Consider the following 16667-nt stretch of genomic DNA (forward strand, 5'->3'; position numbering starts at 1 on the left):
CGCCGCATTAGATAACGGAATTATTGCAGTCGTGTGACAGTATTTTAGCTGCCCGGCGATTGTCATGATCCTGAACTAAGCTCTAAGTCCGAATCCTGACAACCACAAAAGGAAGGTTTCCATGAAGCAAATCTCACATTCCTTTAAAGCCCTGCTGTTGGCGGCTGCGTTCTCCTTGCCGGGCATAGCCTTCGCGGCTGAGCCGGGCATGATGAAAGGCGACATGATGGTCGACCACAAGGGCATGACCTTGTACACGTTCGACAAGGACACGGGCGGCAAGTCGGTGTGCACCGGTGAATGTGCCAAAAACTGGCCGCCGCTGGAGGCAAAGGCAGGCGACAAGGCTGAAGGGAAATGGACCATTATCAAACGTGACGATGGCATGATGCAGTGGGCGTACAACGGCAAGCCGCTGTATTACTTCATGAAGGATAAGGCTCCCGGAGATATGACGGGCGACAAGATGAAAGACGTCTGGCACGTCGTTCGCGAACATATGTAGAGATGGTGTAGCCCTGTAGCAGCTGGCGTAGCCTGCGTCCGGCTGCGCAGCAGTCGTAAATCCTGAGTGTGCGGTCCATCTGATACACCGCGTGAGCAGACTTTACGACGGCTGCGCAGCCGGACGCAGCCTTCGGCAGCTGCTACATAAAGCGTGTCCGTCAGCGCAGTGCGTAATCCAGCACGATCCCGACAAAAATCGCCAACCCGGCCCAGTGGTTGTGCAAAAACGCCTTGAAGCAACGCATCCGGTCCTTGTCACGGGTGTACCAGAATTCCCACGCGAAACAGCCTGCCGCCGCCAGCAAACCGAGGTGGAACCAGCCACCGAGCTCGAATGTCGACCCTGCCAGCAACAGGCAGCCCAGCGCCAACCCCTGCAACGTCAGGATGATCACCCGATCCGCATCGCCAAACAGAATCGCCGTGGATTTCACGCCGATCTTGAGGTCATCGTCACGGTCAGTCATCGCGTAATACGTGTCATAACCCACGGTCCAGAGCAGGTTGGCGATCCACAGCAACCACGCCGTCGCCGGCAGTTCACCGGTTTCGGCGGTGAACGCCATTGGCATCCCCCAGGAAAACGCCGCGCCCAGCACCACTTGCGGGTAATAGGTGTAGCGCTTCATGAACGGGTAACTGAACGCCAGCGCCAAACCGCCGAACGACAGCCAGACCGTCGCCGCATTGGTGCACAACACCAGCAGAAAACTCACGCCCATCAACAGCGCGAAGAACACCAGGGCTTCTTTGGAACTGATCCTGCCGCTGACCAAGGGGCGTTGTTCCGTGCGTTTCACGTGGCCATCGACCTTGCGATCCGCCCAGTCATTGATCACGCAACCCCCGGCGCGGGTCAGAATCACGCCCAAGACAAAAATCACCACGTTGGCCAGCGACGGCGAGCCTTTGCCGGCAATCCACAGCGCCCACAGCGTCGGCCACAGCAGCAGATAAATGCCGATCGGTTTGTCCATGCGCGTCAGTTGAATGAAATCCCAGGCCCTAGGGTTCAAACGGTTCAAGGACTTGAGCAGGCTCTGGTACATCAGCAGTTCTCCGGATGGGCGCGAGTGGCGCTCCACAACGTCGGCAGGAAGATTTCGGCCACCAGCACGCTCAGGGCGCCACGGTCGAAACGCGAGCGCCGGCCCCACAGTTCCGATGTCCGGCACTCCATTGGCAACCAGGCTTGAGGGTAGTGACACACCTCGATAGCGCGACGCTGGAACGCATGATCGCAAAACAGCAATTCCCCCAGGGAACGGCTGCCCAGTTCGTCCATGTGCAACCCGTCACCCTGCAACGCGCTGCGAGCTGCAACGCTGCGGGCAAACACCCATGCCTCGCCGTGACCGCGCAAATACACCTCGCGCACCCAGCCCTCGCTGCCCTCGGCCAGGTCCAGTGCAGCACATTCGTCGGCGCGCAGTGGTTGCCAGCCTTCGAACAGTGGCGTGACGCTGAAGCGGTCATTCGACAAACGGATCAACCGTCGGGTCAGGGAGCCTTCGTCGAACAGCCAGTCGAGGGTAGACGCGTCGGGGAGGGGCGTGAGTTGGCTTTGGGGGAGCCACAGCGGGGCGTTTGAGTGCGGCACAGTGAGTCATTATTGGCAGCAAATGAGGCGGCGAGCTTACCATGTCAGCCGGCGATTTTGATTGACCGGCCTGCCGTTGCGCCGAACAGGCTTGCATCTGTCGGGCCCGATCAGTACAAAACGCCCTGAGCCGGACGGCAACGCTGCAACCATCGACCGTTCGTGCCGGCAATACGCCTGAATCCTGAGGAAGTAACTGAATGAAAAAGTGGCAATGTGTGGTCTGCGGCCTGATCTATAACGAAGCCGACGGCTGGCCGGACGACGGTATTGCGGCGGGCACGCCGTGGCAGGACGTGCCGGAAGATTGGCTGTGCCCGGACTGCGGCGTGGGCAAGATGGATTTCGAAATGATCGAAATCAACTAAGAATCCAAGGAGTAAGGAATGAACGCACCTGTCGTCATCGTCGGTACCGGGCTGGCTGGCTATAACCTGGCCCGGGAGTTTCGCAAACTCGATAGCGACACCCCGTTGCTGTTGATTACCGCCGATGACGGGCGTTCCTACTCCAAGCCGATGCTCTCCACCGGTTTCGGCAAAAACAAAGACGCCGACGGCCTGAGCATGGCCGAACCCGGCGCGATGGCCGAACAGTTGAAGGCTGAAGTGCGCACCCACACACGCATCAGCGGCATCGATCCGGGCCACAAACGCTTGTGGATCGGTGAAGAGTCGGTGATGTACCGCGACCTGATTCTGGCCTGGGGCGCGGAAACCGTGCGCGTGCCCATCGAAGGTGACGCGGCGGATTGCGTGTTCCCGATCAACGATCTGGAAGATTACGCGCGCTTTCGTGCAGCGGCGGCCGGCAAGCGTCGGGTGCTGTTGCTCGGCGCCGGCCTGATTGGCTGCGAGTTCGCCAATGACCTGAGTCTGGGCGGTTACGAGGTGCAACTGGTTGCACCGTGCGAGCAGGTGATGCCAACCCTGTTGCACCCGGCTGCGGCGGCTGCCGTCCAGGCCGGGCTGGAAAGCCTCGGTGCGCGATTCCATCTCGGGCCGGTGCTCAATCGCTTGCAACGCGTGGCGGATGGCCTGGAAGCGCATCTGTCCGATGGCCAGGTGATCCCTTGCGACGTTGTGGTGTCGGCCATTGGTCTGCGTCCGCGTATCGATCTGGCCGCGGCGGCCGGTGTGCAAGTCAACCGTGGCGTGGTGGTCGACCGTCATCTGAAAACGTCCCATGACAACATCTACGCGCTAGGCGATTGCGCCGAGGTCGATGGGCTGAATTTGCTGTACGTCATGCCCCTGATGAGCTGTGCGAGAGCGCTGGCCCAGACCCTGGCCGGAAACCCTACGCCCGTGAGCTACGGCCCGATGCCGATCACCGTGAAAACCCCGGTGTGTCCGTTGGTGGTCTCGCCGCCGCCACGGGGCAGCGAGGGCGTCTGGACGGTCGAAGGGCAGGGCGGCGACATCAAGGTGTTATGCCGCGATGCCAGCGGAAAACTGCTCGGTTATGCCCTGACAGGCACCGCCGTGATGGAAAAACTGGCCCTCAACAAAGAGCTTCCGGCACTGCTGGCGTAAATACCGGTCGTTCTGTCGGAATCACCCCTCTTTTGCCCCTACAAAGCACGCGCCGAGACTGGCGCGGCTCTTCCTTGCGTGCCATCCTCACTCCCGTCTGCCGCAGAGTAGAGCACCTGCGGCGCTTTGGGCGCTGCTCCACAGAGAGCAGCACGGACATAACAACAAAAAACCGTCAAAGGGGCTTCACTAATATGCGTAAACCAGAACTCGCCGCAGCAATTGCTGAAAAAGCAGACCTCACCAAAGAGCAGGCCAACCGCGTTCTTAACGCCGTTCTCGAAGAAATCACCGGCGCTCTGCATCGCAAGGACAGCGTCACGCTGGTGGGCTTTGGTACCTTCCTGCAACGCCACCGCGGTGCCCGCACCGGCAAAAACCCGCAAACCGGTGAGCCCGTCAAAATCAAGGCCAGCAACACTGTTGCGTTCAAGCCAGGCAAATCGTTGAAAGACAGCGTCAATCCGTAATACGCACCGACTGCCCGCGTCGCGGGAGAGCGGGATAAAAAAATGGGCACGCCAACGAGGTTGGGTGCCCATTTTTTTATGTGGCGGATCAACTGGCCCGGCTGTGTTTCCTGGCGTGAATCGCCGCCATTTCTGGCTCTGAATACAAGGCGCTGATGGTTTCAGTGCCTTCGAAGGCCAGCACTTTGAAATCGTTGCGAACCGTCGGGATCACAAGGGTGAATTGAGGGGCGTTAGCGGGTGCGAACATGCGCTTATCCTTTTGCTTTTTTAGCTCATCCTTGAGCTGAGAACGGAGAATCTTGTGTTGTCAGAGACGTGTTTGGTCGGTGTAGGCACCTGCACGCTATCAACGCATCAGAAGGGTGGATGTAGGGCGCAGCCGGAAGCATTGTCCGAAACTTCCTTATTTCAGAATATTGCGCTGCAGTTGCGAGCGAAGTTCATGCAATTGCCCGGTGTATTGCCGAACTTGAGTATCTGCTCCAATTGAAAGTGCTATCGGTTCGATGGCACTTTTTTGTGTATCCATTGTCTGACCGCGTTTTTTTTAAATTTCGGAAACATTTCAGAGCTTTCCTACATTCATCCTTGCTGATTGTTGGCATGCTGCACACCTTCTGCGGGGCGATGGCAGCCAATAATCTGCGTCAAGGTCAACGAGCCGCTCTACCTCAATGGTTTCATGGGTATCACATGAAGGCTTGAATATTAAAACGACATCAGGGGATCCCCCTACACATATAGGGATTTCTCCTACGGTCAATAAACAACACTTCGTCTTGTTGTTTAATCAGATGCTTGCTAGTGGCCATCATTGTGATTACGATGCGCGCACTTGAAAGAGCACGAACTCAATTGGATGAGACTCATCGCAGCTCTTTGATACTGTCCCGCGCCGCTGGAATACTCTTTTGGCGTATGACTGTAATCCTAAATAAAGGCCATGGATGTCCTACTCGAGCAAACTTTCCGCGCATTATCTCGAACTCGCAAAAGTCTCTGTTTCCAAAGAGAATTTCGCGGGCGAGGACGTTCGCTTTTCAAGCGAATATGAAGCCCTGGAAAGCGAGCTGGCGAAAGCCTCGTCCATGCACGAAAGCGGTCAAATCGACTGGCTGAAAATCCGCGAAAACAGCGAAAACCTGCTGCGTACCCAGTCCAAGGATTTGCGCGTTGGTGCCTGGCTGACCTGGGCGTTGTACCAGCGTGAATCGTTTCAAGGACTGCTGGCCGGCCTCGGTTTGCTGCACCATTTGTCAGAACATCACTGGGCCGAAGTCCACCCGAACAAGGCCAGAACCCGCTCCGCCGCGATCAGTTGGCTAGTGCCGCGTCTTGAGCAGGTGCTGACCGAAAACATCGCGATCAAAGAGCAGTTACCGATGTTCCGGCGGCTGGTCGAGCACCTTGAAGGCCTCGATGCCGCTTGCACCGAGCACTTGGGCGACGACGCGCCGTTGCTGCTGCCGATCTCCCGCCGCCTGAAAAACATGGTGCAACGCGCCGCCGACAACCAGCCGGAACCCGGTGTGGTCGGCGCCGCCGTCGCCCAGGTCAAACAAGCTGCTACGCAGTTGTTCACCCCCGGCGCACCGATCGATAACGAAAAAGAAGCCCACAAGGCCCTGCGCGCCCAGCAAGAGAGTGCGCGGCCGTTGTGTGCCTGGTGGTTGAAGCAGAAAGCCACCGACCTGCGCGCCTTGCGCCTCAATCGCACGTTGCTGTGGTTGCCCATCGACGCCGTCCCCGAGCGTAACGCCGAGCAAATCACCGTGCTGCGCGGCTTGCCAGCGGACAAGCTCAAGGCCTATCAGGACCGTTTCGACCAGGCGAAATACGCCGACCTGCTGGTGGAACTGGAGGCGAGCCTGGCGAAGGCGCCGTTCTGGTTCGATGGCCAGCGAATGGCCTGGGAATGCCTTCAGTCCTTGAACGCCGAAATGGCGATGCGCGAAGTGGAAATCCACTTCGCGCTTTTGATTCAGCGCCTGCCCGGCATTATCGAATTGCGTTACCACGACGGTGCGCCATTCGCCGATCCGGCCACCCGCGCCTGGATCAGCGCCCACGTCATGCCGCACCTGCAAACCGCCAGTGCGCCGCGCAAGGTCGAAGTGGCTGACACGCAGCCGGCGTGGGAACTGGCCCTCGAAGAAGTCCTGCCGATTTTGCGCAAGGACGGCCTCAAGGCTGCCGTGCAAATCCTCAAGCAGGGCCTGCAAAGCGCCCAGGGCGGGCGCGTTCGATTCTTCTGGCAGTTCGCCCTCGCGCGGCTGTGCTTCATGGCCAAGAAATACGAACTGGCCAAGACCCAGTTAGAGACCCTCGACCAAACATTACAGGACTCAGGCCTGAACGCCTGGGAGCCCGATCTTGCGCTGGAAGTGCTGCATTTACTGCATAGCTGCTGCGAGTTGTTGCCGCAGAACCATGCCGTACGTGAACGCAAGGAAGAGATTTATCGCAGGCTGTGCCACCTCGATCTCGAAGTGGTACTCGAATAGGCCCCCGGGCCACAACCGCAAGGAGAAAAGCCATGGCCAAAGAAGGCTCGGTAGCCCCCAAGGAACGCATCAACGTCACTTTCAAACCTGCCACCGGTGGTGCCCAGGAAGAGATCGAACTGCCGTTGAAACTACTGGCAATCGGTGACTACACCCACCGCAAGGACGAACGCAAAGTCGAAGATCGCAAGCCGATCAGCATCGACAAGATGACCTTCGACGAAGTGCTGGCCAAGCAAGAGCTGAGCCTGACACTGAGCGTACCGAACCGTCTTCAGGAAGAAAGCGACACTGAAGAACTGGCCGTGAAACTGCGCGTCAACTCGATGAAGGACTTCAACCCGGCCAGCCTGGTCGAGCAAGTGCCTGAGCTGAAAAAACTGATGGAACTGCGCGACGCGCTGGTGGCCCTCAAAGGCCCGCTGGGTAACGCACCTGCGTTCCGCAAAGCCATCGAAGGCGTGCTCGCCGACGACGAATCCCGCGGTCGCGTATTGGGTGAGCTGGGCTTGAACGCCGCCGCCCAGGACGCCTGAGCCCCCATCAGCCAAGGAAGCCAAGACAATGAGCACTAGCGCAGCACAGCAAAAGAGTAACGAGAACGGCGAATACAGCATTCTCGACAGCATCATCGCCGAAACCCGCCTGACCCCGGACGACGAAGCCTACGACATCGCCAAGCGCGGTGTGTCGGCCTTCATCGAAGAGCTGCTCAAGCCGCAGAACAACGGCGAGCCGGTCAAGAAAGCCATGGTTGACCGCATGATCGCCGAGATCGATGCCAAGCTCAGCCGCCAGATGGACGAAATCCTGCACCACCCGGACTTCCAGTCGCTGGAATCGTCATGGCGTGGCCTGCAGTTGCTGGTCGACCGCACCAATTTCCGCGAAAACATCAAGATCGAAATCCTCAACGTCTCCAAGGACGACCTGCTGGACGACTTCGAAGATTCGCCGGAAGTGATGCAGTCGGGCCTGTACAAGCACATCTACACCGCTGAATACGGTCAGTTCGGTGGTCAGCCGGTGGGCGCGATCATCGCCAACTACTTCATGTCCCCGAGCTCGCCGGACGTGAAACTGATGCAGTACGTGTCCAGCGTTGCCTGCATGTCCCACGCGCCGTTCATTGCCGCGGCCGGCCCGAAATTCTTCGGCCTGGAAAGCTTCACCGGCCTGCCGGACCTGAAGGATCTGAAAGATCACTTCGAAGGCCCGCAATTCGCCAAATGGCAGAGCTTCCGCCAGTCGGAAGACTCCCGTTACGTTGGCCTGACCGTGCCGCGTTTCCTGCTGCGTAACCCGTACGACCCGGAAGACAACCCGGTCAAATCGTTCGTGTACAAGGAAACCGTCGCCAACAGCCACGAGCACTACCTGTGGGGCAACACCGCCTACGCGTTCGGCACCAAGCTGACCGACAGCTTCGCCAAGTTCCGCTGGTGCCCGAACATCATCGGCCCGCAGAGCGGTGGCGCGGTGGAAGACCTGCCGTTGCACCACTTCGAAAGCATGGGTGAAATCGAAACCAAGATTCCTACGGAAGTATTGGTTAGCGACCGTCGTGAATACGAACTGGCCGAGGAAGGCTTCATTTCCCTGACCATGCGCAAAGGCTCCGACAACGCGGCGTTCTTCTCCGCGAGCTCGGTGCAGAAGCCGAAGTTCTTCGGCATCAGTGCAGAAGGCAAGGCGGCAGAGCTGAACTACAAGCTCGGCACCCAACTGCCGTACATGATGATCGTCAACCGTCTGGCTCACTACTTGAAAGTGCTGCAGCGCGAGCAACTCGGTTCGTGGAAAGAACGTACCGACCTCGAGCTGGAACTCAACAAGTGGATCCGCCAGTACGTGGCCGACCAGGAAAACCCGAGCGCCGAAGTCCGTGGCCGTCGTCCGCTGCGTGCCGCCCAGATCATCGTCAGCGATGTCGAAGGCGAGCCTGGCTGGTACCGCGTCAGCCTGAACGTGCGCCCGCACTTCAAGTACATGGGTGCCGATTTCACCCTGTCGCTGGTTGGCAAGCTGGACAAAGAGTAAACGGAGCTAACTCATGACTGGATACGGCAGCCTTTTCGAACGCCTGGGCGGCGACGCGGACAAACGCGTCGGCTGGAGCCGCGAGGTTTCCGCCATGGCGTCCGTGGCTGCCCATCTGGCCAAGATGCTCAGCACCCGTGCGGGCAGCGTGCAAACGCTGTCCGATTACGGGCTACCCGATCTCAATGACATGCGTCTGAGCCTGCACGACTCCCTGAGTCAGGCCCGTCTGGCCATCGAAAATTTCATCGAAGCCTACGAGCCACGCCTGAGCAATGTGCATGTCATCTCCCTGCCGCGTGACCACGATCAGCTTCGCCTGTCCTTCAGCATCGAAGGCCTGCTGGAAGTTGATGGTTTCAAGCGTCAGGTCAGTTTCGCCGCGCGCCTGGATGGCAGCGGTCAAGTGAAGGTCAACTAAGGAGATTCGTATGTCCGGCAAACCCGCAGCCCGCGTATCCGACCCCACCGCTTGCCCGCTCCCCGGCCACGGCACCAACCCGATCGCCGCCGGTTCCGGCGACGTGTTCTTCGACGGCCTCGCGGCCGCCCGCCAAGGCGATGCCTCGGCGTGTGGTGGTGCGATGGTCGGCGACCTCGCAACGACTGTTTTGATCAACGGTAAACCGGCGGCCACTGTGGGCTCCGTTGGTACTCATGGCAACAAAGTTACGGCTGGGTCCGGGACGGTGATTATTGGGAATTCGCATTCGCCGGCGCCGTTTGTTCCGCCGTTGCCGGTGGAGATTCAGTGGCCGTTTAACGAGCACTTTGTGATCAATTGCCAAGAAAGCGGAAAGCCGCTCGCCGGAGTGGAATACACGCTTAAAACTGCCTCGGGGAAGATCATTAACGGTGTGACGGGGGCGGACGGAAAAACGCAAACAGTTTTCTCAGCTACTGCGGAGGCGGTTGAGTTGGTCATTGAACCCCAAGCCAGAGTTGTACTCGCTTAGTTATTTGCTTTTCGCCACCAGTGACAATCGGATCCTGGAGTAACTGTTAGAGGGATATGGAAATGGCAGCAACAACAGTGGCAACGACCATGACTCCGGCAAGTAATAAAGTCGGACAGTCTGCGACTGCGCGTCAGTTCAAGATCACTGATATTCCAGATACGATGAAAAAAATGAAATGGCCAGTTGCCGCAGACCTTATGAACCATTGGTTCAGTGGTAAGCCATGGCCAACTGGTGATGGTGGGATGGATGATAAAGTAAAGAAGCATGATGTTTTCGCGCCCAAGGAATACATAGAAGAATCCATCGTTAAAATGAGTTGGGTTTCCGGTTTTGAACGTGCAAATTCTGCGATAAAGCATTTGAGGGGGACCTGGAATAGTCCAGCTGGAGTCACTCTGATCAAAAGCAGGCTCCGTCGAGCGTTTTCCGGTAAAGCCTCTGGGTGTTATCCGGTTGCGTTTAATGGTGTTGCCAGTGCTGCTGAGAAATTTGGTTATTCAAATAACAAAGTAGTCGAGTTTGAGCAGGCAGGCTCTGATGAGGTGAATGAGCTTCGAGCGGCACTGGCTAATTTCAACATGCGAGCTATTGCTGAAGGTGTCGTCGTTGTAACGGATAAGAGTATCGTATTTACCCCGTCGAAATTGGGCTTTTATATCGAGGATTCCTACGATTTCAACGATGGCGTAGCTCTGTTCAGTCAGATTCTAGGCTACTGGAATTTTGATAAGTTAGTGACGGACCCCGTTGAGGGAGCAAAAGCTAACGCGAAACTGGCTGCCCAAATGAATGCCGTTATGGCGGAGTCGCAATATCAGGGTGTGAGAGGACAGCAAAGCACACAGCAAAAAGATGAGGCCGTACGTCGATATCGAGAGCTCGAAGGCAAACACTACATGCTCGTTCAAAACAGTGATTTTCGAGACTATCGTGATTTGAATGAGAAGGGCGGCGATTTTCGCGTGTATTCGGACATTATGTACGAGCCCGTAACGTCTGCACCTATTGAGATATCTGCTAAATGAAGATCGGACATAAGTACGCCATAAGCTTGGCTGTCTTGTTGTGTAGCTTGTTGATGGCCAGTGCAATCATTGTGGTTGAAGTTTTAGGTCGTGCGCCAGACTATTCGAAAAAAAGTCCGTCTGGGCAATACCTTATCGAGTCTGTTCCTGCAAGCTCGCTTTTGACCCCGCGAGACTTTGTTTATCTGCGATTCACCGATTTAAACAACCCCAGTCAGGTTTACCGTACACCTCTTTTTTCCGAGTTGGAGTTGGATATGCGCGCCGATGAAGATGAAAAAACAGTGGGTGTTGTATTTATAGAATTTGATAAGTCGAGCAAGGCTTTTACGTTGGGGCTTTCCAGCCCGAAAAAGCACTGGTTGAATTTTTTTATCAGCAATACGCCTTACAGGGTTCTGGAAAATTGATGCTGGGTTCAGTGACCGGGATGCTCTTTGCAAGACCACGGAAAAGCACTTGTGGCATCAGCACGGCGATTACGCCTGAAAAAATGAGAGAGCGGTAATCATGAGCGCAATGGATTTGCAGGGGTATCTGGCCCCTCGCGCTCTACAGGATTTTTTTTGATGAGTTCCACTACCAGGCAGGTAACCCGTGTCCTTTAACCACTACTACCAAAGCGAACTCACCGCACTTCGCCAGTTAGGTCGTCGTTTCGCCGAGCGTAGCCCGGCGTTGGCGCCTTTCCTCGGCCAAGCCGGGCGGGATCCCGACGTGGAGCGGTTGCTGGAAGGTTTTGCGTTCCTGACCGGTCGCCTGCGTCAGAAGCTCGATGACGAATTGCCCGAACTCAGCCATTCGCTTATGCAACTGCTGTGGCCCAACTACATGCGGCCGCTGCCGGCGTTCAGCATTTTGCAGTTCGACCCGTTGAAACGTTCCGGCCCGGCGCTGAAGGTCGATCGCGATACACCGATTGAAAGCGTTCCGATTGAAGACGTGCGTTGCCGTTTCCGCACGTGCTACCCGACCGAAGTCCAGGCGCTGGATCTGGCCGCGCTGACGTACTCGGTGAAAGGCGACGGTTCGCTGTTGAGCCTGCGCCTGGAGATGAGCGCCGACGGTCACCTCGGTGAGCTGGAATTGAGTCGCTTGCGCCTGCACTTCGCCGGCGAGCGTTACATCAGCCAGATGCTGTACCTGAGCCTGTTGCGCAATCTGGAAGGCATCGAGTTGATCCCGCTGGATAACGCCGGCAAGCCGATCAATGGCGTCAACGGCACCCCGATGGCGTTCAAGATGCCCGGCGACCGGGTGCAGCCGGTGGGTTTTGCCGAAGAAGAAGCGTTGATTCCGTATCCGCTGAACACCTTCCGTGGCTACCGCTACCTGCAAGAGTATTTCGCCTTCCAGGACAAGTTCCTGTTCGTCGACGTCAACGGTCTGGACATTCTCAAGGCGCTGCCGGAAAACACCCTCAAGCAGATGCGTGGTCTGGAGTTGCGCTTCGATATTCGCAAGAGCGGCATCCTGCGCATGCGTCCGACCCTGGACAACGTGAAGCTGTATTGCACGCCCATCGTCAACCTGTTCAAGCACGACGCACTGCCGATTCGCCTCGACGGCAAGCAGGACGAATACCTGCTGTTGCCTGCCGAATACGACCTGGAAAACTGCGGCGTGTTTTCCGTGGAAAGCGTCACCGGCTGGAAGCCCGGCGGTCTCGGTTATCAGGAGTACGTGCCGTTCGAATCCTTCGAGCACGACCCGAGTTTCGACGTGCCCACCAGCCGTCCGCACTACAGCATTCGCCAGCGTTCATCGCTGCTGCACGACGGCCTCGACACTTACTTGAGCTTCGGCATCCGCCATACCGAAGCCCACGAAACCCTGTCGATCGAGCTGACGTGCACCAACCAGAACCTGCCAAAAAAACTCAAGCTCGGCGACATCTGCCAGGCCTGTGAAGAGACGCCGGAGTTTCTCAGTTTCCGCAACATCACCCCGGCTACCCCGAGTTATGCGCCGCCGCTGAATCGCGACTTCCTGTGGAAGCTGATCAGCAACATGTCGCTTAACTATCTGTCATTGGCCGACGTCAATGCGTTGAAGGTGATTCTCGAAACCTACGACCTGCCGCGCTACTACGACCAGCACGCGGAGAAGGTCAGCAAGCGCCTGCTCGGCGGGCTCAAATCGATCAAACACCAACACGTCGACCGCCTGCATCGCGGCTTGCCGGTGCGCGGGTTGCGCACCGAGCTGACCATCGACCCGGAAGGCTACATCGGCGAAGGCGACCTGTTCGTGTTCGCTTCGGTTCTTAACGAGTTTTTCGCGCTTTACGCCAGTCTCAATTCGTACCACGAGCTGCGGGTAAAAAGCACACAGGGAGAGGTGTACCAATGGACACCACGTATGGGCCTTCAGCCGCTGCTTTAAGCGGTCTGACCCGAGGAATACGCGAGTACTCGCTGTTTCAGGCCGTGCTGCTGGTGGTTGACCGGCTGCGCGAGGCCCACCCGCACCTGAGTCAGGACGATTTGTACGACCAGCTGGAATTCCAGGCCAACCCGAGCCTGGGTTTCCCTGGCAGCGATGTCGATCGCGTGGAGTTTTTCCACGAGCACGGGCAGATGCGCGCGCGCCTGCGTTTCAACCTGATCGGCCTGGTCGGTTCCGGTTCGCCGCTGCCGGCGTTCTACGGCGAACAGGCCCTGGGCGACAGCGAAGACGGCAATCCGACCCGCAACTTCCTCGACCTGTTCCACCATCGCCTGCAACGGCTGATGCTGCCGATCTGGCGCAAATACCGCTACCGCGCCAGCTTCGAGAGCGGTGCGCTCGACCCGTTCTCCTCGCAATTGTTTGCGTTGATTGGCCTGGGCGGCGAAGAGATCCGCAAGGCCGGCGAACTGAACTGGAAACGCCTGCTGCCATACCTCGGCTTGCTCAGCTTGCGCGCGCACTCGGCGGCGCTGATCGAAGCGGTGCTGCGTTACTACTTCAAGCACGCCGAGCTGACCATCGAGCAGTGCATCGAGCGCCGCGTGGAAATTCTCGACGAGCAGCGCAATCGTTTGGGTCGCGCCAACAGCCTGCTTGGCGAAGACCTGGTGCTGGGCGAACACGTGCGCGACCGCAGCGGCAAATTCCGCATTCACATCCGCGAACTCGACTGGCAACGCTTTCACGAATTCCTGCCCATCGGTTTCGGCTACCAGCCGTTGTGCGCGCTGGTGCGCTTTACCCTGCGTGACCCGCTCGATTACGACATTCGCCTGGTGTTGCGCCACGAAGAAATCCCGGAACTGCGCATCGGTGAGCAGAACGCCTGTCGCTTGGGTTGGACCAGTTGGCTGGGCCGCGAAAAAGCGGACGGCGTGGTGACCCTGGGCAGCAAAATTCATTAAGGACAGATGACCAATGATCAACGTAGACCTGCAACAACTTATCCAGGCGCTGGACGCCGAAACCCGTCGTGACCTGGAAAGTTCTGCCGAACGCTGCGTCGCCCGTGGCGGCAGCAAGATCCTCGTCGAAGACTTGTTGCTCGGCCTGCTGGAGCGCCCGCAAGGCCTGCTCGCCCGCGCGCTGCAAGATGCCGAAGTGGATGCCGGTGAACTGAGCGCGGCCCTGCAATCGCGGGTCGAACACAGCGCTTCGCGCAACCCGGTGTTTGCTCCGGAACTGGTGCAATGGCTGCAGGATGCCTTGCTGGTGGCGAACCTCGAACTGGGCCAGACCCAGGTCGAACAGGCTGCGCTGATCCTCGCCTTGCTGCGTAACCCGATGCGTTACGCCGGCAGCCGTTACCAGGCGTTGTTGGCCAAACTGAACATTGATCGCCTGAAAGAATTCGCCCTGTCGCAGAAAGAACAACCGGCCACCGGCAAACCCGCCGTGCCGGGCGAATCGCTGCTGCAACGCTTCACCCACAACCTGACCCAACAGGCCCGCGACGGCAAACTCGACCCGGTGCTGTGCCGCGATGGTGCGATCCGGCAGATGATCGACATCCTTGCCCGTCGCCGCAAGAACAACCCGATTGTGGTCGGTGAAGCCGGTGTGGGTAAAACCGCGATCGTCGAAGGCCTGGCCTCGCGCATCGCCGCCGGTGAAGTGCCTCAGGTGCTCAAAGGCGTCGAGCTGCTGTCGCTGGACATGGGCCTGCTGCAGGCCGGTGCCAGCGTCAAAGGTGAATTCGAACGTCGCCTCAAGGGCGTGATCGACGAAGTCAAAGCTTCGCCGAAACCGATCATCCTGTTCATCGACGAAGCCCACACGCTGATCGGCGCGGGCGGCAATGCCGGCGGTTCCGACGCGGCCAACCTGCTGAAACCGGCGCTGGCCCGTGGCGAACTGCGCACCATCGCCGCCACCACCTGGGCCGAGTACAAAAAATACTTCGAGAAAGACCCGGCGCTGGCCCGTCGTTTCCAGCCGGTGCAACTGCACGAACCGACCGTCAGCGAAGCGGTGACCATCCTTCGTGGTCTGGCTCAGGTGTACGAGAAGAGCCACGGCATCTACCTGCGCGATGACGCCGTCGTCTCCGCCGCCGAACTGTCCGCCCGTTACCTCGCCGGTCGCCAACTGCCGGACAAAGCCGTCGACGTGCTCGACACCGCGTGCGCCCGCGTTCGCATCAGCCTCGCCGCCGCTCCGGAAAGCCTTGAACGCCTGCGTGGCGAACTGGCTGAAGGCGGTCGTCAGCGTCAGGCCCTGCGCCGTGATGCGGAAGCCGGTTTGCTGATCGATCACGAAGCGCTGGAAGCACTGGAAGCGCGGCAGGAAGAAGCTGAAGACGAAAGGGCGGCGCTGGAAATCCTGTGGACCGAACAGAAGGCATTGGCCGAACGCCTGTTGGACCTGCGCCAACAACTGGCCAAGGCGCGTGAAGCCGCTGCCGTCGAACCCATCGTCACGGTTGAAGAAGACGCCGAAGGCACCGTGATCGAAACCCTGCCGGTGGACGAAGCGCACAGCGTCGAAACCCTGGAAGCGGCACTCAACGAAACGCACAAAGCGCTGACCGAGCTTCAGGTCAAAGAACGCCTGGTGAGCTTCGAAGTCTGCCCGCGTCTGGTCGCCGAAGTGATCAGCGCCTGGACCGGCGTGCCCTTGGCGCAACTGGCCCGCGAGCACAATGCCAAGGTCGCGAGCTTCGCCACCGACCTGCGCACGCGCATCCGTGGTCAGGAACAAGCCGTTCACGCACTGGACCGCTCGATGCGTGCCACCGCTGCCGGCCTTAACAAACCGGACGCGCCGGTTGGCGTGTTCCTGCTGGTCGGTCCGAGCGGTGTCGGCAAGACCGAAACTGCGCTGGCCCTGGCTGATCTGCTTTACGGCGGTGATCGTTTCATCACCACCATCAACATGTCCGAGTTCCAGGAGAAACACACCGTCTCGCGCCTGATCGGCGCGCCGCCGGGCTACGTCGGTTATGGCGAGGGCGGCATGCTCACCGAAGCCGTGCGCCAGAAACCGTATTCGGTGGTGCTGCTCGATGAAGTCGAGAAAGCCGACCCGGACGTGCTCAACCTGTTCTACCAAATCTTCGACAAAGGCGTGGCCAACGACGGCGAAGGGCGCGAGATCGACTTCCGCAACACGTTGATCCTGATGACCTCGAACCTGGGCAGCGACCGCATCAGCGAACTCTGCGAAAACGGCGCGCGGCCGACCGCCGAAGTCCTTGAAGAAACCATCCGCCCGGTGCTCAGCAAACACTTCAAACCGGCGCTGTTGGCGCGCATGCGCGTGGTGCCTTACTACCCGGTGGGCGGCCCGGTGCTGCGCGAGCTGATCGAAATCAAGCTCGGCCGTTTGGGCGAGCGCCTGAACCGTCGTCAGCTGGACTTCACTTACTCCCAGGACCTCGTCGATCACTTGGCCGAACGCTGCACCCAAAGCGACAGCGGCGCACGCCTGATCGACCATTTGCTCGACCTGCACGTGCTGCCGCTGGTGGCCGACCGCTTGCTCGACGCGATGGCCACCGGTGAAAGCCTCAAGCGTGTGCATGCCACGCTCGACGGTGACGCCAGCGTGACCTGCGAGTTCGCCTGAGGT

Annotated in this window: 17 protein-coding genes; 14 read left to right on the plus strand and 3 right to left on the minus strand. The window is 58.7% G+C overall.

The window, feature by feature from the left end:
* The first annotated feature begins 121 nt into the window (after window positions 1–121).
* Window positions 122–505: a hypothetical protein gene (locus tag SB725_RS01160; RefSeq protein ID WP_027926305.1), complete on the plus strand. Its 384-nt coding sequence runs from the start codon at window positions 122–124 to the stop codon at window positions 503–505.
* Between the two features lie 160 nt (window positions 506–665).
* Here the strand turns inward: SB725_RS01160 and ubiA are convergent, their stop codons facing one another.
* Both ubiA and SB725_RS01170 read right to left on the minus strand, forming a co-directional pair.
* Window positions 666–1556, minus strand: a complete 891-nt coding sequence (gene ubiA, locus SB725_RS01165) for a 4-hydroxybenzoate octaprenyltransferase (RefSeq protein ID WP_027926306.1) — start codon at window positions 1554–1556, stop codon at window positions 666–668.
* Complete coding sequence (locus tag SB725_RS01170; protein WP_027926307.1) at window positions 1556–2107, minus strand: chorismate--pyruvate lyase family protein; 552 nt, start codon at window positions 2105–2107, stop codon at window positions 1556–1558. The genes ubiA and SB725_RS01170 overlap by 1 nt, the downstream gene beginning before the upstream one ends.
* Window positions 2108–2307: 200 nt before the next feature.
* On the opposite strand from SB725_RS01170, the gene SB725_RS01175 reads away from it, so the two are divergent.
* The 3 genes from SB725_RS01175 to SB725_RS01185 all read left to right on the plus strand — a co-directional run bounded on the left by SB725_RS01175 (window position 2308) and on the right by SB725_RS01185 (window position 4112).
* A complete protein-coding gene (locus SB725_RS01175) occupies window positions 2308–2475 on the plus strand; it encodes a rubredoxin (RefSeq protein WP_027926308.1) in 168 nt (55 codons plus the stop codon).
* Between the two features lie 18 nt (window positions 2476–2493).
* Entirely contained in the window at window positions 2494–3642 is a 1149-nt protein-coding gene (locus SB725_RS01180) for an NAD(P)/FAD-dependent oxidoreductase (protein ID WP_027926309.1), read from the plus strand.
* A gap of 194 nt (window positions 3643–3836) precedes the next feature.
* Complete coding sequence (locus SB725_RS01185) at window positions 3837–4112, plus strand: HU family DNA-binding protein (RefSeq protein WP_003213368.1); 276 nt, start codon at window positions 3837–3839, stop codon at window positions 4110–4112.
* A gap of 88 nt (window positions 4113–4200) precedes the next feature.
* On the opposite strand, the gene SB725_RS01190 is transcribed toward SB725_RS01185, so the two are convergent.
* Window positions 4201–4362, minus strand: a complete 162-nt coding sequence (locus tag SB725_RS01190) for a hypothetical protein (protein ID WP_156428515.1) — start codon at window positions 4360–4362, stop codon at window positions 4201–4203.
* 700 nt (window positions 4363–5062) lie between these two features.
* Between SB725_RS01190 and tssA the strand changes: the two genes are divergently transcribed.
* From tssA to tssH, 10 genes are all read left to right on the plus strand, one after another.
* On the plus strand, window positions 5063–6619 hold the full coding sequence (tssA, locus tag SB725_RS01195; RefSeq protein WP_027926310.1) for a type VI secretion system protein TssA: 1557 nt from the start codon (window positions 5063–5065) through the stop codon (window positions 6617–6619).
* 32 nt (window positions 6620–6651) lie between these two features.
* A complete protein-coding gene (tssB, locus tag SB725_RS01200) occupies window positions 6652–7155 on the plus strand; it encodes a type VI secretion system contractile sheath small subunit (RefSeq protein ID WP_027926311.1) in 504 nt (167 codons plus the stop codon).
* A gap of 28 nt (window positions 7156–7183) precedes the next feature.
* A complete protein-coding gene (tssC, locus tag SB725_RS01205; protein WP_027926312.1) occupies window positions 7184–8659 on the plus strand; it encodes a type VI secretion system contractile sheath large subunit in 1476 nt (491 codons plus the stop codon).
* A gap of 13 nt (window positions 8660–8672) precedes the next feature.
* Entirely contained in the window at window positions 8673–9080 is a 408-nt protein-coding gene (gene tssE, locus SB725_RS01210; protein WP_027926313.1) for a type VI secretion system baseplate subunit TssE, read from the plus strand.
* 10 nt (window positions 9081–9090) lie between these two features.
* Complete coding sequence (locus SB725_RS01215) at window positions 9091–9615, plus strand: PAAR domain-containing protein (RefSeq protein WP_027926314.1); 525 nt, start codon at window positions 9091–9093, stop codon at window positions 9613–9615.
* A gap of 62 nt (window positions 9616–9677) precedes the next feature.
* Window positions 9678–10646 (plus strand): DUF6402 family protein, encoded by a 969-nt coding sequence (locus SB725_RS01220; protein ID WP_027926315.1) that lies wholly within the window; start codon window positions 9678–9680, stop codon window positions 10644–10646.
* Window positions 10643–11056 (plus strand): hypothetical protein, encoded by a 414-nt coding sequence (locus tag SB725_RS01225; RefSeq protein ID WP_027926316.1) that lies wholly within the window; start codon window positions 10643–10645, stop codon window positions 11054–11056. Before SB725_RS01220 ends, SB725_RS01225 begins: the two co-directional genes overlap by 4 nt.
* A 187-nt stretch (window positions 11057–11243) precedes the next feature.
* The gene (gene tssF / locus SB725_RS01230) at window positions 11244–13031 is read left to right on the plus strand and encodes a type VI secretion system baseplate subunit TssF (protein ID WP_410921176.1); all 1788 of its coding nucleotides are present in this window, start codon (window positions 11244–11246) and stop codon (window positions 13029–13031) included.
* Complete coding sequence (gene tssG, locus SB725_RS01235; protein WP_027926318.1) at window positions 12995–14002, plus strand: type VI secretion system baseplate subunit TssG; 1008 nt, start codon at window positions 12995–12997, stop codon at window positions 14000–14002. Before tssF ends, tssG begins: the two co-directional genes overlap by 37 nt.
* 13 nt (window positions 14003–14015) lie before the next feature.
* Window positions 14016–16664 carry a type VI secretion system ATPase TssH gene (gene tssH / locus SB725_RS01240; protein ID WP_410921177.1) on the plus strand — a complete coding sequence of 883 codons (2649 nt, stop codon included), beginning with the start codon at window positions 14016–14018 and terminating at the stop codon, window positions 16662–16664.
* Window positions 16665–16667: the final 3 nt, after the last annotated feature.

Source organism: Pseudomonas sp. SIMBA_041 (genome assembly GCF_046535095.1).
Classification (GTDB): Bacteria; Pseudomonadota; Gammaproteobacteria; order Pseudomonadales; family Pseudomonadaceae; genus Aquipseudomonas; species Aquipseudomonas mucoides.